This is a genomic window from Pseudarthrobacter arbutini (assembly GCF_054510915.1).
On the sequence record NZ_JBTNDQ010000004.1, the window covers coordinates 108,792 to 128,760 of the forward strand.

The following is a 19,969-nucleotide window of genomic DNA, read 5'->3' on the forward strand; positions in this document are numbered from 1 at the left end:
CTCAGTGACCTCCGAGTGCGAGGGAAAGGTGGCGGATGGAGAAGCCGACCATAACAACTACCCACAGGGCCAGGACGGTCCACAGCATCTGGCGCTGGTATTTGGCGCCCTTCTTCCAGAAGTCGACGGCGATGATCCGCAGGCCGTTAAAGGCGTGGAAGACAATCGCGGCAACCAGGCCCGTTTCACCCAGGGCCATAAGGGGGTTCTTGTAGGCACCGATAACAGCCGTGTAGGCCTCCGGGGACACACGCACCAACGAGGTGTCCAGCACATGGACCAACAAGAAGAAAAAGATCACTACACCGGTAATCCGGTGTCCTACCCAGGACCACATGCCTTCACGGCCGCGGTACAAGGTGCCAGCTGGTTTTGTCGGCACTGATAAACCTCCCTGCAACACAGCGGCGCTGGCATGAGATCCACGCGGGGGGAACGCCTGCTGCGAGAGCAACTCGTAGCTCAGGCCTAAATCTAGGCTTCGCTCACAGCTTATTCAATTTAGGAACTCCTTGGTGACCCCGCAATGCCTGCGTTTTGCCCGTAGATGAGACGAACACCACACCATGGCGCGCCCGCGGGGGTTGGCGGAGGGTTCTGAAAGGGCAGTTCACGGCTCGTCAGCTAAAGTAGCCGTGATGAGTACAGACAAAGTGACAAGCCCGGATTCACCCCTGAGCCGCTTTATTGCGGTCATTCCGGCAGGCGGAGTGGGGACCCGCCTCTGGCCCCTGTCACGGGCAGCAGCTCCCAAATTCCTCCATGACCTCACCGGGTCCGGCAGCACTCTGCTGCGTGCCACCTACGACCGCCTCGAGCCGCTGGCAGGCAGGCGCGTCCTCGTGGTGACCGGCACTGCACACCGGGCCGCCGTCTGCCGGCAGCTGCCCGAGGTCCAGGAGTCGGACCTGGTCCTGGAGAGCGAGCCCAAGGATTCCGGCGCCGCCATCGGCCTGGCTGCCGCCATCCTGTACCAGCGTGACCCGAACACCATCATGGGTTCCTTCGCCGCTGACCAGGTCATCAGTCCTGACCACCTGTTCCAGCAGGCCGTCCGCGAGGCCATCCACACGGCCGCCGCCGGCAAGATCGTGACCATCGGCATCAAGCCGACCCACCCGTCCACCGGCTTCGGTTACATCCGCGCCGGCGAGGGACTCAACATCGAAGGTGCGCCCAGCGCCCAGGCCGTGGTGGAGTTCGTGGAGAAGCCGGACGAGGAAGTTGCCCAGCAGTATGTGGACAGCGGTGAGTATGTCTGGAACGCAGGAATGTTCGTGGCTCCCGTTGCCCTGATGCTTAGGCACCTTGAGGCCAACCAGCCGGAGCTGTTCAAGGGCCTGCAGGAGATCGCCCAGGCCTGGGACACTCCCGAACGTGATGCCGTCACAGCCCGCGTCTGGCCCACGTTGCCCAAGATCGCCATTGACTATGCGGTGGCCGAGCCTGCCGCCGCTGCTGGCGATGTTGCCGTTGTGCCGGGCACCTTCGGATGGGACGACGTCGGGGACTTTGCTTCGGTGGGCCGGCTCAACAGTGCGCGGGAAGTCGATGACGTCACCGTTATCGGTGAAGGCGCCCGGGTTTTCACTGAAAACGCCAGTGGTGTAGTGGTTTCGGACACGAAGCGCGTGATCGCCCTGATCGGCATCAAGGATGTGGTCATCGTTGACACGGGCGATGCCCTCCTGGTGACCACCAAGCAGCACGCGCAGCGGGTCAAGGGAGCCGTTGACGCGCTCAAGGCCAGTGGCGACACCGACGTTCTGTAACCCGGTCGGAAGTGTCCAGGCGCGGCACAATCTGTAACGCGCCCGCCGTGATGACGCTATTCCGTGGACGCTCGCTAGAGTAAATGAGTGCGTAATTACACTACTGAAGCCGAGCCCACCGCATTAGTGCGGCCATGGTTGGAACCCCTCCTGCCGGAGCTGATCGACTTCCGCCGGGATCTGCACGCGCACCCCGAGCTTTCCTTCAAGGAATTCCGCACCACAGACAAGCTGGTGGAGCGGCTCGAAGCCGCCGGACTGGCTCCGCGGCGGCTTGAAGGCACCGGCCTCACCGTCGACATCGGCGAGGGTCCCATCGCCACAGCGCTCCGGGGCGACATTGACGCCCTGCCCATCATCGAGGAAACGGGGCTGCCGTTTGCCTCAAAGAACCATGGCGTCACGCATGCCTGTGGCCACGACGTCCACACCGCCGCCATGCTCGGCGTCGCGCTGGTCCTGCAGCGCATGCACGAGGAGTCCCCGCTGGGCGGTTCGGTCCGGATCATTTTCCAGCCTGCCGAGGAGACCATGCCCGGCGGCGCACTGTCCTGCATTGAGCAGGGCGTCCTGGACGGTGTGCCGCGCATCCTTGCGCTGCATTGTGACCCGAGGATCGACGTCGGACGCATCGGTACGCGCATCGGCGCCATCACGTCCGCGTCGGACACCATCAGGATCGAGCTGAGCGGCCGCGGCGGCCATACCTCCCGTCCGCACCTGACGGAGGACCTCGTGTTCGCCCTGGCACAGATCGCCGTGAATGTTCCGGCTGTGCTGTCCCGCCGCGTTGACGTGCGCAGCGGTGTCTCTGTGGTGTGGGGCCATATCTCCGCCGGATCCGCGCCAAACGCGATTCCCGGCACCGGCTTCATGGCCGGGACCATGCGCTGCCTGGACCGCGATGCCTGGAAAGACGCCGGCGAGCTCCTGGACGAAGTAGTACATCAGGTGGCCGCGCCCTACGGTGTGGAAGTACGCCTGGAGCACACCAGGGGAGTGCCGCCGGTGGTCAACTCGGAGCACGAGACCGCACTTATTGAGGCCGCAGCCCGCGCCGAAATCGGTGAAGGCGCCGTAGTGCTGACGCCGCAGTCCATGGGCGGCGAGGACTTCGCCTGGTTCCTGGCTGAGCGTCCCGGCGCGATGATGCGCCTGGGCACGAAGACCCCCGGCGGCGAAGAGTATGACCTGCACCGCGGCGACTACATTCTGGACGAACGCGCCCTGGGCCTGGGCATCCAGGTCCTGACGGCAGCTGCCCTCCGGACCATCCGCGACCTCTAGCCCCCGCGCCCCGAGCTACCTAACCCCCTGGCGCGAACGGACACTTAAGCACCACCTCCCGCGCGGACTGGCAGATAACACCCTCAAATCCCGGTTTTGAGGGTGTTATGTGCTCGTTCGCGCGTCTCATTGGCACGGTAAGTTGTGCACAATTGAATTGTGGACTACCGTCTTAGGTATGACTGAAGCCCCCCGCCTCGACCGCCAGGTGTGTTTTGCGCTGTACTCCGCGTCCCGCGCGGCAACAGCGGTCTACCGCCCCGTCTTGGAAGACCTCGGCCTGACGTACCCGCAGTATCTGGTGATGCTGGTCCTCTGGGAATCGGAGCCGAAGGGCGTCAAGGAGCTCGGCGAGGAACTGGGCCTTGACTCCGGCACGCTGTCGCCGCTGCTCAAGCGGCTTGAGGCCATGGGGCTCGTGGAGCGCCGCCGGTCCGGGGAAGATGAGCGCCGTGTTGCAGTCCACCTGACGCCGGCCGGACGCTCGCTCAGCAGCAAGGCCAGCGGGATTCCACGGCACCTTGCGGACGCCGCCGGGTTGTCAGCCGATGAGCTGGAACAGCTTCGCACCACTCTTGAAAGGCTCACAGAAGCCCTTCACCGCGCGCACTGAGCGCCCAAGATTTCCGTTATCCACATCCAACAGGACGGACCACCTATGAAGACTCTCTACACTGCCGAGGCCCTGGCTTCCGGCGAAGGCCGCGACGGCAACGCACGTACCAACGACGGCAAGCTGGATGTCAGTCTTGCCAGTCCCATAGAGCTGGGCGGTGACGGCCAGGGCACCAACCCGGAGCAGCTTTTTGCCGCCGGTTACGCGGCCTGCTTCCACTCGGCGCTCCGCCTCGTGGGGCGCAAGGAGCGCGCAGACCTGACCGATTCAGCCGTGGCGGCCAAGATCCACTTTGGCGCCCTGAACGACGGCGTGGGCTACGGCCTCGCTGCTGAACTGGAGATCGCGGTTCCGGCCCTGGATCTCGCCACGGCCGAGTCCCTGGTGGCCAAAGCGCATCAGATCTGCCCCTATTCCAACGCCACCCGCGGAAACATGACCGTGGACATCAAGATCCTGGAGTTCGCAGCATGAGCGTGACAACGGCACTGCCATCATCCAGCCGCGAAATCCGCCTGGCCTCGCGTCCGGTAGGGCGTCCCGGTCCCGAGAACTTCCGGCTGGCAGAGGCACCGCTGCCGGAGCTTCAGGACGGCCAGATCCTGGTCCGCAACCTCTACATCTCCGTGGACCCCTACATGCGCGGCCGTATGAACGACGTCAAGTCGTACTCGGCCCCGTTCGCTCTGGATGCAGCGCTCGACGGCGGCGCCATCGGTGAGGTCATCGCGTCCAGGGCCGAGGGGCGGAAGGTGGGGGACGCCGTCGTCCATCAACTGGGCTGGCGGGAATTCGCGGTCCTGGAGGCAGACGCAACCTCGGTTGCCCGCACAGACCTTGCGCCGGCGTCGGCGTTCCTTGGAGCGCTGGGCATGACCGGCCTGACGGCGTACGCCGGCCTGCTCAAAGTGGCGGAGTTCAAACCCGGCGATGCCGTGTTCGTGTCAGGTGCGGCGGGTGCCGTGGGCTCTCTTGTGGGCCAGATCGCCAAGGCGATGGGCGCTTCCAGGGTCATCGGCAGCGCGGGAACCGCGGAGAAAGTGGCCCGGCTCCTGGAACTGGGCTTCGACGCCGCGTTCAACTACAACGACGGGCCTGTGCGGGAACAGCTTGTCCAGGCCGCAGGACCCGCAGGTATTGACGTGTATTTCGACAACGTGGGTGGCGATCAGCTGGAGGCTGCCCTGGCGGTCCTGAATGTGGGCGGCCGTGTGGCCATGTGCGGAGCGATAGCCCAGTACAACTCCACCGAACCCACGCCGGCGCCGCGGAACCTCGCCCTTGCCATCGGCAAGCAGCTCACCCTGCGGGGGTTCCTCGTCAGCGGACAGCGCCAGCACAGCGCTGAATTCTTCGGCAAGATGTCAGCCTGGCTGGCGGAAGGTTCAGTCCGGTATGACGAGACCGTGGTGGATGGTCTGGAGAATGCGCCCCAGGCCTTCATGGATCTGCTCGACGGCGCGAACACGGGCAAAATGCTGGTGCGCCTCTAAGCTCCCCACCAGCGCGAACGGACACTTGAGGCCCTGCCGGGCGGGCCCCAAGTGTCCGTTCGCGCTTAATGGGAAAGGACGGAACCGCCGTCTTCTACTGGTTGGTAACAAATTCTCAACAATCTTCAGGATCCGGCTCCAATGTGATAGCAGATGTGCTGCAGGCCACTAATGTTGGTTCTATCAGAGCGCTTCGGCGCAGTGCTGCGGACCGTCAGTGAAAACAGAATTTCAGGGTTGAAACAGACACTCATTGAATTCACGTCGTAGCGCATCTCTCTTCATCCTGGAGGAATCTTGAAGACATCACTGCGTGCATACCTTAAGCGCGGTTCAGTTGCTAGCGTGGCCACCATGGGTGCTACCGCACTCCTGCTGACCAGCTGCGGTGCGCCTCCCGAAGCCGGCAGTCCCACAGCAACGGCCACGGACTACACCGGCTGCATTGTCTCGGACTCCGGCGGATTCGATGACCAGTCGTTCAACCAGTCCTCCTACGATGGACTGAAGAAGGCTGAGAAGGACCTGGGCATCAAAGTCAACCAGGTTGAATCCCAGAGCAACAACGATTTCGAGCCGAACCTCCGTGCCATGGTCACCGCCGGCTGCGACCTCACCCTCACCGTCGGCTTCCTGCTTGGTGACGCCACCAAGACCCAGGCCGCGGCAAACCCGGACAGCCACTTCGCCATCATCGACTTCGGCTACGACCCGCCCATCAGCAACGTCAAGCCGATCATCTACGACACCGCCCAGGCTGCCTTCCTGGCCGGATACCTCGCTGCAGGCACTACCAAGACCGGAACCGTGGCCACCTTCGGCGGCATCAAGATCCCCACCGTCACCATCTTCATGGATGGCTACGCTGACGGCGTGAAGTACTACAACGAGAAAAAGGGCACCAGTGTCAAGGTCCTCGGCTGGGACAAGGCTGCACAGGACGGAAGCTTCACTGGCGACTTCACCAAACAGGACGTGGGCAAGCAGCTCACCCAGAACTTCCTGGACCAGGGCGCGGACATCGTGATGCCCGTTGCCGGTCCCGTGGGCAAGGGTGCCGGTGCAGCGCTGAACGAGGCGAAAGCGGCCGGCAAGGACGTCAAGCTCATCTGGGTTGACTCCGATGGCTTCCTCACGGCTCCCGAGTACAAGGACATCATGCTTTCGTCAGTCATGAAGCTGATGGGCGAAGCTGTAGAGACCGTGGTGAAGGAGGACAAGGACGGCAAGTTCACCAACACCCCGTACGTCGGCACGCTGGCGAACGACGGCGTCCAGTTGGCCCCGTTCCACAGCTTCGACTCCCAGGTCCCAGCCGATCTGAAGTCCGAACTGGACCAGCTCAAGAAGGACATCGTGGACGGCAAGGTTAAGGTCGAGTCCGCGGCAAGCCCCAAGGCTTAGTCTCCCTCGCTAAAGCGCCACCCCCGGATGGTCACTGACTGGCCGGGTGGTGGCGCTTTTCGTTGGAGTTCACTCCACGGCAAGACCGCCCACCCGGAACTGCAGGCACTAGGCTGGTGCTGCAGCCGTATATCCCGTCCGGTTCGATTGCGGACGCTTCGAGATTGGTCAGAGTTTTGAAACTTGAACTCAGAGGGATCACCAAACGCTTCGGCTCCCTGCTCGCCAACGATCACATAGACGTGGTGGTTGAACCTGGACAGATCCACTGTCTGCTGGGCGAGAACGGGGCCGGCAAATCCACCCTGATGAATGTGCTGTACGGGCTTTACGAGCCCACCGAGGGCGAAATCCTCGTTGACGACAAACCTGTTTCCTTCCGCGGTCCCGGCGACGCCATGGCCGCTGGCATCGGCATGGTGCACCAGCACTTTATGCTGGTGCCGGTCTTCACAGTTGCCGAGAACGTGGCCCTTGGAGCCGAGACCACCAAGGCCGGTGGCTTCCTCAACCTGGAAGACACGCGCCGCAAGATCAAGGAAATCTCGGACCGCTATGGGTTCGACGTCGATCCGGACGCCCTCGTTGAGGACCTGCCCGTCGGTGTCCAGCAGCGCGTGGAAATCATCAAGGCCCTGGTCCGTGACGCCAGGGTCCTGATCCTGGATGAACCAACGGCAGTGCTGACGCCGCAGGAAACCGACGAGCTGCTGGACATCATGCGCCAACTCAAGTCCGGCGGCACATCGATCGTGTTCATCTCGCACAAGCTGCGCGAGGTGAAGGCGGTGTCGGACACCATCACCGTGATCCGGCGCGGCAAGGTAGTGGGGTCCGCCGACCCAGGCGACTCCACCACGGCGCTGGCCTCCATGATGGTGGGCCGCGCCGTCAGCCTCACACTGGACAAGGCCCCCGCCAAGCCCCTAGAGAAGACCTTCCAGGTCAAGGACCTCACCGTCATCGCTCCGAACGGGCAGCACACCGTTGACAGCATCAGCTTCGACATTGCCCGTGGCGAGATCCTTGCCGTCGCGGGCGTCCAGGGCAACGGCCAGACCGAGCTCACCGAGGCCATCCTTGGTCTGCAGGAGCGCGTCCACGGCTCCATCCTCCTGGACAACGTGGAGCTCGTTGGCCGCAGCGTGAAGGACGTCCTCAACTCCGGCGTCGGCTTCGTCCCGGAAGACCGGTCCGTTGACGGCCTCATCGGCACGTTCTCGATCGCTGAGAACCTTGTGCTTGACCGGTACGACCAGCCGCCGTTCGCCAAGGGCATCAGCATGAGCCCGGCGAAGGTCCTGGAGAACGCGAAATCGCGGATCGACGAGTTCGATGTCCGGACGCCCTCGGGCCTCCTGGCCGCAGGCACCCTCTCGGGCGGCAACCAGCAAAAGATGGTCATGGCGCGGGAACTGTCCCGGCCGCTGCGCCTCTTTATCGCCTCGCAGCCCACCCGCGGTGTGGACGTCGGGTCCATCGAGTTCCTGCACAAGCGGATCGTGGCTGAACGGGATCAGGGCACACCGGTCATGATCATCTCCACCGAGCTGGATGAGGTCATGGAACTCGCCGACCGGATTGCCGTGCTGTACAAGGGCAAGCTGGTGGGAATCGTCCCCGCCGGCACCGGTCGCGATGTCCTGGGCCTGATGATGGCAGGGATCTCCGCGGAAGACGCTGCCGGCGCTGACCACGCCGCCCCGGTGAAAGCTGACACGCAGGCCACTGAAACGCCCCCGGCCGATACGAAGGATGCCGCTGCCGCAGAACGCCGTGCAGCCTCCAGCCCCGAAGGAGGCGACCATGCCTGAAGAGCATCACCCTAAACATGCCGACCAGCCCGCGAAACCGCACGAACAGAGCGTAGCGGCGGAAGAAACCGCCGCTGTGGTGGCCGTCGACACGGCCGGCGGCGCCATCAGCCCGTCGGCAGTGCCCGCCACCGCCCAAAGCGGGAAACTTCCCGGCGGCCCGGACACCCTCATGCGGAAAATCTTCACCGGCAACGGGATGGTCTCGGTTCTGGCCGTCCTGCTGGCGCTGGTGATCGGCGGGCTGCTGATTGCCGCCACGGACGAGCGCGTCAGTACGGCGTCGGGGTACCTTTTTGCACGGCCCACAGATTTCTTCTCGGCAGTGTGGAACTCCGCCACCCGGTCCTACGTGGCACTGTTCCAGGGGTCCGTCTTCAACCCCAGAGGTTCCAGCCTGGCCGTCCAGTTCGCGCCCCTGATGGAGACCCTTACCATCGCGACACCGCTTATCACGGCGGGACTGGGCGTTGCCCTCGCGTTCCGCGCGGGCCTGTTCAACATTGGTGCCCAGGGACAGATCATCATGGCCGGTATACTCGCGGCCTGGGTTGGTTTTGCCCTGCACCTTCCCCTCGGCCTGCACCTGTTGCTGGTGCTGGTTGCGGGCCTTGTGGGCGGAGCCCTCTGGGGTGGCCTGGTTGGCCTCCTCAAGGCCCGGACGGGCGCCCACGAAGTCATCCTGACCATCATGTTCAACTACATCGCGCTCTACTTCCTGCGGTACCTGCTGAACACGCCGGCGTTCCAGCGGCCGGGGGAGTCCAACCCGATTTCGCCCATCCTGGATCCCACCGCAATCTACCCGCAGATTTTCGGCTCACAGTACCGGCTGCACCTGGGCTTCGTCCTGGCCATCGCGGCCACTGTCCTGGTGTGGTGGCTGCTGAACCGGTCCACGGTCGGCTTTGAATTCCGGGCCGTCGGGGCCAACCCCAAGGCCTCGCTGACCGCCGGCATCAACGTCTCGCGATCCACCATCCTGGTCATGGCAATAGCCGGCGCACTCGCCGGAATGTCCGGAGTGGCCCAGGTGGCCGGCACGGAAAAGGTCCTGACAGACGGCGTCGCTGCAACGTACGGGTTTGACGCCATCACGGTGGCGCTGCTGGGACGTTCGACGCCGTGGGGCACCTTCGCTGCCGGACTGCTGTTCGGCGCCTTCCGCGCCGGTGCCGCGCAGATGCAGATCCAGACCGGAACACCCATCGACATCGTCCTGGTGGTCCAGTCGCTGATTGTCCTCTTTATCGCGGCCCCGCCGCTGGTGCGGGCAGTCTTCGGGCTGAACCCCCGCCGCAAGAAGCCAGCCAAGGGCGGCAAATCCCAGCAGGCAGCAACCACCGGAGGCGCAGCATGAGCGCAACAGCAACATCGCCCCTGCCGGGACGCGGAACACCCGGAACATCGCCCCTGGCCGACGAGGCCCAGCCAACATCCGGCAAACCGGTGCTCTGGAAAACCCCCGTCCTGCTCTCGGCGCTGGGACTCGTCGCTTTTGTTTTCTTCGGCCTGATGGGATCAGCGCAGACCGCAAGGTTCGGAATTTCCACCGGCGAGGATTTCTTCCAGCTGCCCACGCTGGAAATCCCTGCAATGCCGGGCGGCATCGTCCTCTCGGTCATGATGCTTGGGCTCGCGGCCTATGCCGTCTATCTGAAGACCAAGGCCCGGCCCACGCCGGCCTGGCTGACCGTCACTTTTACGGTGCTGTTTGTGGCAGCCTTCCTCATCTGGGTGGTGGGCGGTGCCCGGACGCCCAGCATTTCGCTGGCCGGACTCATCGCCGGTTCGGTCACCCTGGCCGTCCCGCTGGTGTTCGGCTCTTTGTCCGGCGTGCTGTGCGAGCGGGTCGGGGTAGTCAACATCGCCATCGAAGGCCAACTCCTTGGCGGCGCCTTCACCGCGGCAATCGTGGCCAGCATTACGCAGAACCCCTTCGTGGGCCTGCTTGCGGCCGCTGTGGCCGGCGCGGCGGTGTCCATGGTGCTTGCGGTGTTCAGCATCAAGTACCTGGTCAACCAAATCATCGTCGGCGTGGTGCTCAACGTCCTGATTTCCGGTGTCACCGGCTTCCTGTTCAGCACTGTTATGCAGGCGGACAAAGCCAAGTTCAACTCACCGCCCGGCCTGGACATCGTCGAGATTCCCATCCTCTCCGGAATCCCGATCCTCGGCCCCATCCTGTTCAAGCAGTCGCTGGTGGGCTACCTGATGTACGTCGCCGTCATCGTTGTCTGGGTTGGACTGTTCAAAACCAAGTGGGGCCTGCGGGTCCGTGCTGTGGGCGAACACCCGCAGGCCGCCGACACCATGGGCATCAATGTCAATGCCACTCGCTTCTGGAACGTGACCCTGGGCGGTGCCATCGCAGGTATCGGTGGCTCGTTCTTCACGCTCGTGGCGATCGACAGCTTCACGAAGGAAATCTCCGGTGGACGAGGCTTCATCGCACTCGCCGCGCTGATCTTCGGACGCTGGAACCCGATCGGAGCGTTCTTCGCTGCCCTGCTGTTCGGCTTTGCGGACAACCTGCAGAGCATCGTGACCATCATCGGAACCCCGGTGCCGAGCCAGTTCATGGCCATGCTGCCCTACCTGGTGACCGTGCTGGCCGTGGCCGGGCTGGTGGGCCGGTCCAGGCCACCGGCAGCCAGCGGCATCCCGTACGTCAAGGGATGACGGCCATGGAAAGGGTTTCGAGCCCGGTCGACTGGCAGGCCCTGGAGGCCGCGGCAGTCGACGCCATGAAAAACGCCTACGCCCCGTATTCGAAGTTCCCGGTGGGGGCCGCGGCCTTCACCGAGGACGGGCGGCTTGTCAGCGGCTGCAACGTGGAGAACGCCAGTTACGGGCTCTCCCTGTGTGCTGAATGTGCCCTGGTGGGAAACCTGCACATGACCGGCGGCGGGTTGTTGCGCGCCTTCTACTGCGTAGACGCCGCGGGCAACGTGCTCATGCCGTGCGGCCGCTGCCGGCAGCTTCTCTATGAATTCCGCGCGCCTGACATGGAGCTTATGACAACCCAAGGCATCAAAACCATGGACCAGGTGCTGCCCGACGCATTTGGTCCCCAAAACCTGGAGGATCCAAGGTGACACAGGCAACTGAGGCATTCGACGCCGTCGACATCATCCGCACCAAGCGGGACCGGGGCACCCTGAGTCCGGAACAGATCGACTGGACCATTGACGCCTACACCCGAGGGGTCATCGCCGACGAACAGATGGCCGCGCTGAACATGGCCATTCTGCTCAACGGCATGGACCGCGCCGAAATTTCGCGCTGGACGGCGGCGATGATCGCCTCGGGCGAACGGATGGACTTCGGCGGCCTCCGGCGGCCCGACGGCGGTGTGAAGGCTACCAGCGACAAGCATTCCACCGGGGGAGTGGGGGACAAGATCACGCTGCCGCTGGCACCGCTGGTGGCAGTGTTCGGCGTGGCCGTGCCGCAGCTGTCGGGCCGCGGGCTGGGCCACACCGGCGGCACCCTGGACAAGCTGGAATCGATCCCCGGCTGGCGGGCGGCCCTGAGCAACGACGAAATGATGGCGCAGCTTCAGGACGTGGGCGCCGTGATCTGCGCTGCCGGGGCGGGGCTGGCGCCGGCGGACAAGAAGCTCTACGCACTGCGGGACGTCACTGGCACGGTCGAGGCGATCCCGCTCATCGCCTCCTCGATCATGAGTAAGAAGATCGCCGAAGGCACAGGTTCCCTGGTCCTGGACGTCAAGGTGGGCAGCGGTGCCTTTATGAAGGACGAGGCCCGGGCACGCGAACTGGCCGAAACCATGGTGGCCCTCGGCAAGGACGCGGGAGTGAACACCGTGGCGCTGCTCACCAACATGAACACCCCGCTCGGCCTCACCGCAGGCAACGCGATCGAAGTGGAGGAATCCGTGGAGGTCCTGGCCGGCGGCGGCCCGGAAGACGTCGTCGAACTCACCGTCCGGCTGGCCGAAGAGATGCTGGCCTGCGCGGGCGTCCACGACGCCGATCCGCGCGCCGCGTTGAAGGACGGCCGGGCCATGGACGTCTGGAACCGGATGATCGAAGCGCAGGGCGGAGATCCGCGCGCCAAGCTGCCGGTCGCCAAGGAATCCGAGGTCATCTACGCCCCGGCCGACGGTGTCCTGGTGGGGCTCGATGCCTTGGCAGTGGGCGTTGCGGCGTGGCGCCTCGGCGCGGGACGTGCCCGCAAGGAAGACGCCGTCCAGGCCGGTGCAGGGATCCGCATGCATGCAAAGCCTGGTGCCACGGTCCGTGCCGGCGAGCCGCTGATGACGCTGCTCACGGACACGCCGGAAAAGTTCGCACGCGCCAAGGAATCCCTTGAACACGCCGTCACGGTTGCCCCGGAAGGGTCGCGCCCGGCCCAGCAGCTCATCATCGACCGAATAGCATAGGGACAATGCAGGCCATCAATGAATTCATCCTCGCCGCCGCCGGGCAGCCGTGGGTGCTCCTCCTTGTGCTGGCCTGCTGCCTGATCGACGGGTTTTTCCCGCCTATCCCCAGCGAATCCGTGGTGGTGGGCCTGGCCGCCGTTGCCGCCACCGCGGACGTCCCCAATCCCTGGCTGCTGATGGCCGTCGCGGGCCTGGGCGCTTTCTCAGGCGACAACATCGCGTACCTCATTGGACGCCGGGTGGGTACCCGGCGCTGGCACTGGATGCGCGGACCGCGGATGCAAAGTGCCTTCCGCTGGGCAGGAGACGAGCTGAGGAAGCGGCCGGCGTCGCTCATCCTGGTGGCGCGGTTCATTCCTATCGGAAGGGTCGCCGTCAACCTCACCGCGGGCGTGACCCACTATCCGCACTTGCGTTTCGTGGGCCTGACGGTCCTTTCCGCCACGCTCTGGGCCTCCTACTCGGTGGGTATCGGGCTGTTCTTCGGCCAGTGGTTCGAAAACAACCATCTGCTCGGCGCGGCCATCGCAATCGTCTGCGCCGTGGGCCTTGGAATCGTGGTGGATCTGATCATTAACCGCATCCGGGGAAAGGTTCCTGTGGTGGAGCGGCTGAAGGATCCGGAGGCCTAGGGTTTGCGGCGTCCGTGCGTAGCGGGCAGGGTCCCGGGCATGGGACACTGAAGAGCGACTTACGTCACTTCCGGCTGCATCATTTCGTCTAGGAGCAAGACCCGCGTGGAGTTTATTAATGAGGCCGTGCTCCATGCAGCGGGCCAATGGTGGATCTACCCGGTCCTTCTTGTGTTCTTCTTCATCGACGGCTTTGCCATGGTGGTCCCCAGCGAGACGCTGATTGTGGCGTTGGCCGCGTTTTCCCGGCACAGCGGTGAACCGAATCTCTGGATCCTGGGCGCGACTGCTCTGGTCGGTGCCATCGCCGGTGACAACATGGCCTTTATGCTCGGCCGCAGGATCGGCCTCAACCGCTGGAAGTGGATGCGGCGTCCCAAAGTGCAGAAGGCCTTCGGCTGGGCACGGTATGAACTCGAAAAACGCGGCGCCGTCCTGATCTTCACGGCGCGCTATATTCCCTGGGGCCGGGTGGCGGTCAACTATGTGGCCGGCAGTACCGGCTTCGCGCACCGCCGGTTCTTCCTGCTGGATGCCTTCGCCTGCATCACGTGGGTGGGGTACTCCGTCGGCATCGGGATCCTGGCCAGTTCGTTCCCCTGGCTCCACCACAACCCGCTGCTCAGCGCAGGCATTGCCGTGGTGTTCGCGATCGTGCTGGGCATCCTGATCGACCACCTCCTGCGCTGGTGGCACAAGCACCTGGCCCGCAATGACGCCGAAACTGTGGATGAATGGCTCGACGGCGGCCCGGAAGGTTCCCTGCCCGCGCATACCGCGGCTTCGTCGCTGCTGGCGCCCTCCCCGGCCGAGGCGGAGCAGCGCGGACAGTAGCGGCTGGCATAAGCCGCCTGCCGACCCTAAGGTTGGATGGTGACTGAGCCTATTGTTGACGCTGCCCCTGCCATCGATTTCGACCTGAAGAGCCTGCCTAAGGTTTCGCTCCACGACCACCTGGACGGTGGTCTCCGTCCAGCCACCATCATCGAACTGGCCGAGGCCGTTGGCCACACGCTACCCTCCACCGACCCGGTGGCCCTGGGCGAGTGGTTCCGCGAGTCCGCGGACTCGGGCTCGCTGGTCCGCTACCTGGAGACGTTCGACCACACGGTCGCCGTGATGCAGACCAAGGTAGGCCTCATCCGCGTCGCCAAGGAATTCGTGGAAGACCTCGCGGACGACGGCGTGGTGTACGGCGAAGTGCGCTGGGCACCGGAGCAGCACCTCCAGAAGGGCCTGTCCCTGGACGAAGTTGTTGAAGCCGTCCAGGAAGGTCTCGAAGCCGGCGTGGACGCCGTGACTGAAAGCGGCCGCGAAATCCAGGTGGGTCAGCTGATCACCGCCATGCGCCACGCAGACCGTGGCCAGGAAATCGCCGAACTCGCTGTCCGCCACCGCAACAAGGGCGCTGTGGGCTTTGACATCGCCGGAGCTGAAGACGGCTTCCTCCCGTCCCGGTTCAAGGATGCCTTCACCTACCTCGCCGAGAACAACTTCCCCGCGACGGTGCACGCCGGCGAGGCCGCCGGACTCGAAAGCATCCAGTCCGCCCTCGTTGACGGCCGGGCACTGCGCCTGGGCCACGGCGTCCGGATCGCCGAGGACATCATGGTGGAGTTCGACGACGAAGACGAAGACAGCACCGTGAGCGACGAGGACAGCATCGGCCTGGTCACGCTGGGCGATCTGTCCAGCTGGGTCCGCGACCGGGGCATCGCCCTGGAGATCTGCCCGTCATCGAACCTCCAGACCGGAGCGATCGCCGGATTCGGCGAGGGCATCGAGAGCCACCCGCTGGACATGCTGTACCAGCTGGGCTTCAACGTCACCATCAACACCGACAACAGGCTGATGAGCGGCGTCACCCTGACGGACGAGTTCGAGCTCCTCGTGGAAACCTTCGACTACGACCTCGACGATCTGCTGGAGCTCACGCTGAACGCTGCCGAGGCCTCCTTCCTGCCGCTTGAAGAGAAGGAAGCGTTGGTGGAGTACATCAACGATGCCTACGACAACCTTGGCTGAGCACGCTCCCATCGATCGGCTGGTCGTTGTCGTGGCCCAGCTGCGGGAGCACTGCCCGTGGATGGGCGCCCTCACCCATGCCTCGCTGGTGGAATACCTCCTGGAGGAGGCCTTCGAGGTTGCCGAGACCATCGAGACCGGCGCGGATGACGTGGAGCTTCGCGGCGAACTGGGCGATGTGCTGCTTCAAGTGGTGCTGCACGCCCGGCTCGCCGAGGAGCGCGGCACGTTCACGTTCGACGACGTCGCTCGCGGGCTGAGTGCCAAAATGGTCCGCCGCAATCCCCATGTCTTCCGGCCCGACGGCACGCTGCAGGACGCGTTCCCTGCCTCGGTGGCGGAGATTGTCCGGAAGTGGGACGCCGTGAAGACTGCGGAACGTCCGGAGCGAACGGGGCCTTTTGAAGGCATCCCGGACGCACTGCCGGCACTGGCGAAGGCGCAGAAGTTCCTTGACCGGGCCGTACGCGCCGGAGCGGTGGTTGAGCTTGCCGAAACCCCGGAAGTCGAAACCGCAACGTCTGAGGAGGAGCTCGGCGACCTGCTGCTCGCCGTCGTCGGCTCCGCACGTGCCAGGGGATTCGACGCCGAACGTGCCCTTCGGGGCGCCATCCGGCGGCAGTTCGCGTCGCCATCATGACGTCCGGGTGATGGATAGGGTTCCGTAACCTGCACCACTCTCGACTAGGCTTGGTCCTGACGAGGACGTCCCAGATTTAACGCTTTTTCCAGCTGTTCGTTCCCCCAAAATCGCCCATAAGGAGCACATCCATGGCGCTTATCGATGCCATCCACGCCCGCGAAATCCTCGATTCCCGCGGAAACCCGACCGTAGAAGTTGAAGTACTGCTCTCCGATGGCCAGATCGGCCGCGCGGCAGTACCCTCCGGAGCCTCCACCGGAGAGCACGAGGCTGTTGAGCTCCGTGACGGAGACAAGGGACGTTACCTCGGCAAGGGTGTCCAGAAGGCCGTTGACGCTGTCATCGACCAGATCGCTCCGGCACTGACCGGCTTCGACGCCACCGACCAGCGCAGCATCGACCAGGCCATGATCGACCTGGACGGCACCCCCAACAAGGCCAAGCTCGGCGCCAACGCCATCCTGGGCGTTTCGCTGGCCGTTGCCAACGCCGCTGCCGCCTCCGCAGACCTGCCGCTGTACAAGTACCTGGGCGGCCCCAACGCGCACGTCCTGCCGGTTCCGCTGATGAACATCCTCAACGGTGGCTCGCACGCCGACTCCGACGTGGACATCCAGGAATTCATGATCGTCCCGATCGGCGCCGAGACCTTCTCCGAGGGCCTCCGCTGGGGCGTCGAGGTCTACCACAACCTCAAGTCCGTACTGCAGGCCAAGGGCCTGTCCACCGGCCTGGGTGACGAAGGTGGCTTCGCGCCTAACCTGCCGTCCAACCGTGCTGCGCTGGACCTGATCCAGGAAGCCATCACGAACGCCGGCTACACCCCGGGCAAGGACATCGCCCTGGCACTGGACGTCGCCTCCTCCGAGTTCTTCAAGGACGGCGCCTACCAGTTCGAGGGCAAGGCACTGTCCGCCACCGAGATGAGCGCCTACTACGCCGAGCTCGTGGCCGACTACCCGCTGGTTTCCATCGAGGATCCCCTGGATGAGAACGACTGGGACGGCTGGAAGACCCTCACCGACAGCATCGGTGACAAGGTCCAGCTCGTCGGCGATGACCTCTTCGTCACCAACCCGGCCATCCTGCAGCGCGGCATCGACACCAAGACCGCCAACTCGCTGCTGGTCAAGGTCAACCAGATCGGTTCACTGACCGAAACGCTGGACGCCGTCAGCCTGGCCCAGCGCGCCGGTTACACCACCATCACCTCGCACCGCTCCGGCGAGACCGAGGACACCACCATCGCCGACATCTCGGTGGCCACCAACGCCGGCCAGATCAAGACGGGTGCCCCGGCACGCTCGGAGCGCGTTGCCAAGTACAACCAGCTCCTGCGCATCGAAGAAGAACTCGACGACGCCGCACGCTACGCCGGCCGCAGCGCTTTCCCGCGTTTCAAGGGCTAGTAGCCGCGTAAACCTCTGACCGGTGGCTATGGTTGAAAGACCATAGCCACCGGTTTTTGTTTAGCCGGCATTGATTGAGCCGGCATCAAGCGCAGAGTTGCGGCCAGAGGCAGGCCGCACGTTTCAGGAGTGTCATGGCCACCCGCCGTCCCAAAGTTCCCAAAGCCGCTTCTAGGCATCAGGCCACCACGGACCCAGCCACTGAAGACGCCGGCGTCATCCGCGCCGATTTTGGCGGTACAGCCAGCAGCGCAAAGGGCGGGAGCAAGGGCAAAACCGGCCCGGCGTTCAGCGCCGGAACATCCGCATCGGACACCAGGCTCCCGGCAAGCAAAGGGCAGGGGAGCGGCCACAGCGGAAACACCGCGGGCAAGACACGGAAGGCTGACACCACGCAGGATGACAGCCAGCCGGTGCCCGCCAAGGCGTTCTCCGGCCGCATGCTGGCACTGGCGGTGGTCATGATTGCCATCACCATCATGCTGGCACCCACCGTGAAGATCTTCTTCGACAAACGGGCCGAGCTCGCCGCCCTCAGCGCCGATATTGCCGCCCGCCAGGCCGAGCAGGACGGCCTGCGGCAGCAGATATCACGGTGGCAGGATCCGAACTACGTGAAACAGCAGGCCCGCGACCGCATTAACATGGTTATGCCGGGTGAATCCGGCTACTGGGTCTTCGGTGGCGATCTGCCGGCCGGAACAAGCAGTAGCCTGACCGCCACAGCAGCACAAGACCCCGCCGATCTGCCGTGGGTGGATTCCCTGTGGGAGTCCATCAGGCGTGCGGCCACAGACTGAACAGCTAGAGGAAGGATGGCCCGCGCCAGTGGAAGAAAACACGGCGACTGCGCCGGAGAAGTCCCGCCAGCCATCAGCACACGATCTTGAAGTACTCAGCAGGCAGTTGGGACGGCCGGTGCGCGATGTGGTGGAAATCCCGGCGCGCTGCGTCTGTGGCAACCCGCTCGTCGCCGCCACCGCGCCGCGGCTGAGCAACGGGACGCCGTTTCCCACCACGTTCTATCTGACGCACCCCGTCATCACTTCGGCGGTTTCCCGGCTGGAAGCTGCCGGGCTGATGAACGACATGAATGAACGCCTGAGCGCCGATGAGCCCCTCGCGGCCGCCTACCGTGCAGCGCACGAGGACTATCTCGCAGCCCGCGCGGCGATCGGCCAGCGTTCCGGCATCGGCGCCGTCCCGGAGATTGACGGCATCTCCGCCGGTGGCATGCCCACCCGGGTCAAATGCCTCCACGTCCTGGTGGGCCATTCCCTCGCGGCAGGTCCCGGCGTGAACCCGCTGGGGGATGAGGCCATTGCCGGCATCAGTGAATGGTGGACAACGGACCGCTGCTACTGCGACGGCGCCTGGGACACCGCAGGGGAGGCCCCGTCAAAGGATCTCAGCCGCCACGGACCCCAGGGCCTGCCGGAGATCGTGGGCCGGCCCGCTCCGGTCCGCAAGACAGCAAGCGCTGACGGGGCAGGGGCATGACCCGCGTCGCCGCCATCGACTGCGGTACGAACTCGCTCCGCCTGCTCATCGCTGACATCGACCGCAGCAACGGGACAGCGAAGCTCACCGACGTTGTCCGCGAAATGCGGGTTGTCCGGCTGGGCCAGGGCGTGGACGCCACCGGTGAACTCGCCCCTGAGGCACTGGAGCGCACCTTCGCGGCCACAAAGGATTACGCAGCCATGATCCGCGAGCACGGCGCCGAGTCCATCCGTTTTGTGGCAACCTCGGCCAGCCGGGACGCGCGCAACCGCCAGGTCTTTGTGGACGGGATCCAGGAACTGCTGGGCGTTGAGCCTGAGGTTATCTCGGGCGATGAAGAAGCTGCCCTGTCCTTCGCCGGGGCCAGCAGCGTGCTGCCCATCCTTGACGGCGAGCAGGTGCTGGTGGTGGACCTCGGCGGCGGCAGCACGGAGTTCGTCCTCGGTACCGCCGGCGGTGTCACCGCCGCCAAGTCCGTGGATGTCGGCTGCGTCCGCCTGACCGAACGGCACCTGCAGGACGATCCGCCCACGGCGGAGCAGATCGCCGCCGCGGAAGCCGACATCGACGCCGCCATCGCCCGGGCGGGGCTGGACGTTCCGCTGGAACGCGCCACAGCCGTCGTCGGGGTGGCCGGCTCGATCACCACCATCACCGCCCATGCCCTGCGGCTTCCGGAGTATTCGCCGGCGGCGATCCACGGGACGGAATTGTCCATCGGCACCATCACCGAAGCCGCCACAGACCTCCTCCACATGACCAGGCGAGAACGTGCGGAACTGGCGTACATGCACCCCGGCCGCGTCGACGTAATGGGTGCCGGCGGGCTGGTGTGGCGGCGCATCCTGGAGCGGCTGAATGAACTCACCGCGGGCCGGATCGTCACGGCCACGGCCAGTGAACACGATATTCTTGACGGAATTGCCCTGAGCATCCACTAACCAGGCCTTCAGCCAAACC

At 64.7% G+C, this 19,969-nt stretch carries 20 protein-coding genes; 19 read left to right on the top strand and 1 reads right to left on the bottom strand.

Annotated features, from left to right (window positions below; all coding sequences use genetic code 11):
• Position 1: 1 nt before the first annotated feature.
• Positions 2-382, bottom strand: a complete 381-nt coding sequence (gene sdhC / locus ACX80V_RS06175; RefSeq protein ID WP_082576094.1) for a succinate dehydrogenase, cytochrome b556 subunit — start codon at positions 380-382, stop codon at positions 2-4.
• 256 nt (positions 383-638) lie between these two features.
• Between sdhC and ACX80V_RS06180 the strand changes: the two genes are divergently transcribed.
• The 19 genes from ACX80V_RS06180 to ACX80V_RS06270 all read left to right on the top strand — a co-directional run bounded on the left by ACX80V_RS06180 (position 639) and on the right by ACX80V_RS06270 (position 19,950).
• Positions 639-1,772 (top strand): mannose-1-phosphate guanylyltransferase, encoded by a 1,134-nt coding sequence (locus ACX80V_RS06180; protein WP_485842415.1) that lies wholly within the window; start codon positions 639-641, stop codon positions 1,770-1,772.
• Between the two features lie 87 nt (positions 1,773-1,859).
• Entirely contained in the window at positions 1,860-3,059 is a 1,200-nt protein-coding gene (locus ACX80V_RS06185; protein WP_485842416.1) for an amidohydrolase, read from the top strand.
• Between the two features lie 178 nt (positions 3,060-3,237).
• Positions 3,238-3,672 (top strand): MarR family winged helix-turn-helix transcriptional regulator, encoded by a 435-nt coding sequence (locus tag ACX80V_RS06190; protein WP_056343580.1) that lies wholly within the window; start codon positions 3,238-3,240, stop codon positions 3,670-3,672.
• A 45-nt stretch (positions 3,673-3,717) separates the two neighbouring features.
• A complete protein-coding gene (locus tag ACX80V_RS06195) occupies positions 3,718-4,149 on the top strand; it encodes an organic hydroperoxide resistance protein (RefSeq protein ID WP_485842417.1) in 432 nt (143 codons plus the stop codon).
• On the top strand, positions 4,146-5,168 hold the full coding sequence (locus ACX80V_RS06200; protein ID WP_485842418.1) for an NADP-dependent oxidoreductase: 1,023 nt from the start codon (positions 4,146-4,148) through the stop codon (positions 5,166-5,168). Before ACX80V_RS06195 ends, ACX80V_RS06200 begins: the two co-directional genes overlap by 4 nt.
• Before the next feature lie 297 nt (positions 5,169-5,465).
• A complete protein-coding gene (locus tag ACX80V_RS06205; RefSeq protein WP_485842419.1) occupies positions 5,466-6,572 on the top strand; it encodes a BMP family lipoprotein in 1,107 nt (368 codons plus the stop codon).
• A gap of 176 nt (positions 6,573-6,748) precedes the next feature.
• A complete protein-coding gene (locus tag ACX80V_RS06210) occupies positions 6,749-8,386 on the top strand; it encodes an ABC transporter ATP-binding protein (protein ID WP_485842420.1) in 1,638 nt (545 codons plus the stop codon).
• Positions 8,379-9,746, top strand: a complete 1,368-nt coding sequence (locus ACX80V_RS06215; RefSeq protein WP_485842421.1) for an ABC transporter permease — start codon at positions 8,379-8,381, stop codon at positions 9,744-9,746. The genes ACX80V_RS06210 and ACX80V_RS06215 overlap by 8 nt, the downstream gene beginning before the upstream one ends.
• The gene (locus ACX80V_RS06220) at positions 9,743-11,068 is read left to right on the top strand and encodes an ABC transporter permease (protein ID WP_485842422.1); all 1,326 of its coding nucleotides are present in this window, start codon (positions 9,743-9,745) and stop codon (positions 11,066-11,068) included. The genes ACX80V_RS06215 and ACX80V_RS06220 overlap by 4 nt, the downstream gene beginning before the upstream one ends.
• 5 nt (positions 11,069-11,073) lie before the next feature.
• The gene (locus ACX80V_RS06225; RefSeq protein WP_485842423.1) at positions 11,074-11,484 is read left to right on the top strand and encodes a cytidine deaminase; all 411 of its coding nucleotides are present in this window, start codon (positions 11,074-11,076) and stop codon (positions 11,482-11,484) included.
• Positions 11,481-12,794 carry a thymidine phosphorylase gene (locus ACX80V_RS06230; RefSeq protein ID WP_485842424.1) on the top strand — a complete coding sequence of 438 codons (1,314 nt, stop codon included), beginning with the start codon at positions 11,481-11,483 and terminating at the stop codon, positions 12,792-12,794. Before ACX80V_RS06225 ends, ACX80V_RS06230 begins: the two co-directional genes overlap by 4 nt.
• A 5-nt stretch (positions 12,795-12,799) precedes the next feature.
• On the top strand, positions 12,800-13,429 hold the full coding sequence (locus ACX80V_RS06235; RefSeq protein WP_104060968.1) for a DedA family protein: 630 nt from the start codon (positions 12,800-12,802) through the stop codon (positions 13,427-13,429).
• A gap of 105 nt (positions 13,430-13,534) precedes the next feature.
• The gene (locus tag ACX80V_RS06240) at positions 13,535-14,263 is read left to right on the top strand and encodes a DedA family protein (protein ID WP_485842425.1); all 729 of its coding nucleotides are present in this window, start codon (positions 13,535-13,537) and stop codon (positions 14,261-14,263) included.
• Positions 14,264-14,302: 39 nt separating this feature from the next.
• Positions 14,303-15,454 (top strand): adenosine deaminase, encoded by a 1,152-nt coding sequence (locus ACX80V_RS06245; protein ID WP_485842426.1) that lies wholly within the window; start codon positions 14,303-14,305, stop codon positions 15,452-15,454.
• Positions 15,432-16,094, top strand: coding sequence for a MazG nucleotide pyrophosphohydrolase domain-containing protein (locus tag ACX80V_RS06250; protein WP_485842427.1), 663 nt, complete (start codon positions 15,432-15,434; stop codon positions 16,092-16,094). The genes ACX80V_RS06245 and ACX80V_RS06250 overlap by 23 nt, the downstream gene beginning before the upstream one ends.
• Before the next feature lie 131 nt (positions 16,095-16,225).
• Positions 16,226-17,506: a phosphopyruvate hydratase gene (eno, locus tag ACX80V_RS06255; protein ID WP_056343550.1), complete on the top strand. Its 1,281-nt coding sequence runs from the start codon at positions 16,226-16,228 to the stop codon at positions 17,504-17,506.
• A gap of 134 nt (positions 17,507-17,640) precedes the next feature.
• Entirely contained in the window at positions 17,641-18,306 is a 666-nt protein-coding gene (locus tag ACX80V_RS06260) for an FtsB family cell division protein (RefSeq protein WP_485842428.1), read from the top strand.
• 28 nt (positions 18,307-18,334) lie between these two features.
• Complete coding sequence (locus ACX80V_RS06265) at positions 18,335-19,006, top strand: DUF501 domain-containing protein (RefSeq protein ID WP_485842429.1); 672 nt, start codon at positions 18,335-18,337, stop codon at positions 19,004-19,006.
• Positions 19,003-19,950 carry a Ppx/GppA phosphatase family protein gene (locus tag ACX80V_RS06270; RefSeq protein ID WP_485842430.1) on the top strand — a complete coding sequence of 316 codons (948 nt, stop codon included), beginning with the start codon at positions 19,003-19,005 and terminating at the stop codon, positions 19,948-19,950. The genes ACX80V_RS06265 and ACX80V_RS06270 overlap by 4 nt, the downstream gene beginning before the upstream one ends.
• Positions 19,951-19,969: the final 19 nt, after the last annotated feature.

Excerpts from the sequence above, each read along its gene's own strand:
- ACX80V_RS06180 (WP_485842415.1), top strand. The coding sequence starts at position 639 with ATGAGTACAGACAAAGTGACAAGCCCGGATTCACCCCTGAGCCGCTTT.
- ACX80V_RS06250 (WP_485842427.1), top strand. The coding sequence starts at position 15,432 with ATGCCTACGACAACCTTGGCTGAGCACGCTCCCATCGATCGGCTGGTC.
- ACX80V_RS06260 (WP_485842428.1), top strand. The coding sequence starts at position 17,641 with ATGGCCACCCGCCGTCCCAAAGTTCCCAAAGCCGCTTCTAGGCATCAG.
- ACX80V_RS06190 (WP_056343580.1), top strand. The coding sequence starts at position 3,238 with ATGACTGAAGCCCCCCGCCTCGACCGCCAGGTGTGTTTTGCGCTGTAC.
- ACX80V_RS06195 (WP_485842417.1), top strand. The coding sequence starts at position 3,718 with ATGAAGACTCTCTACACTGCCGAGGCCCTGGCTTCCGGCGAAGGCCGC.
- ACX80V_RS06225 (WP_485842423.1), top strand. The coding sequence starts at position 11,074 with ATGGAAAGGGTTTCGAGCCCGGTCGACTGGCAGGCCCTGGAGGCCGCG.
- ACX80V_RS06215 (WP_485842421.1), top strand. The coding sequence starts at position 8,379 with ATGCCTGAAGAGCATCACCCTAAACATGCCGACCAGCCCGCGAAACCG.
- eno (WP_056343550.1), top strand. The coding sequence starts at position 16,226 with ATGGCGCTTATCGATGCCATCCACGCCCGCGAAATCCTCGATTCCCGC.
- ACX80V_RS06200 (WP_485842418.1), top strand. The coding sequence starts at position 4,146 with ATGAGCGTGACAACGGCACTGCCATCATCCAGCCGCGAAATCCGCCTG.
- ACX80V_RS06235 (WP_104060968.1), top strand. The coding sequence starts at position 12,800 with ATGCAGGCCATCAATGAATTCATCCTCGCCGCCGCCGGGCAGCCGTGG.
- ACX80V_RS06270 (WP_485842430.1), top strand. The coding sequence starts at position 19,003 with ATGACCCGCGTCGCCGCCATCGACTGCGGTACGAACTCGCTCCGCCTG.
- ACX80V_RS06220 (WP_485842422.1), top strand. The coding sequence starts at position 9,743 with ATGAGCGCAACAGCAACATCGCCCCTGCCGGGACGCGGAACACCCGGA.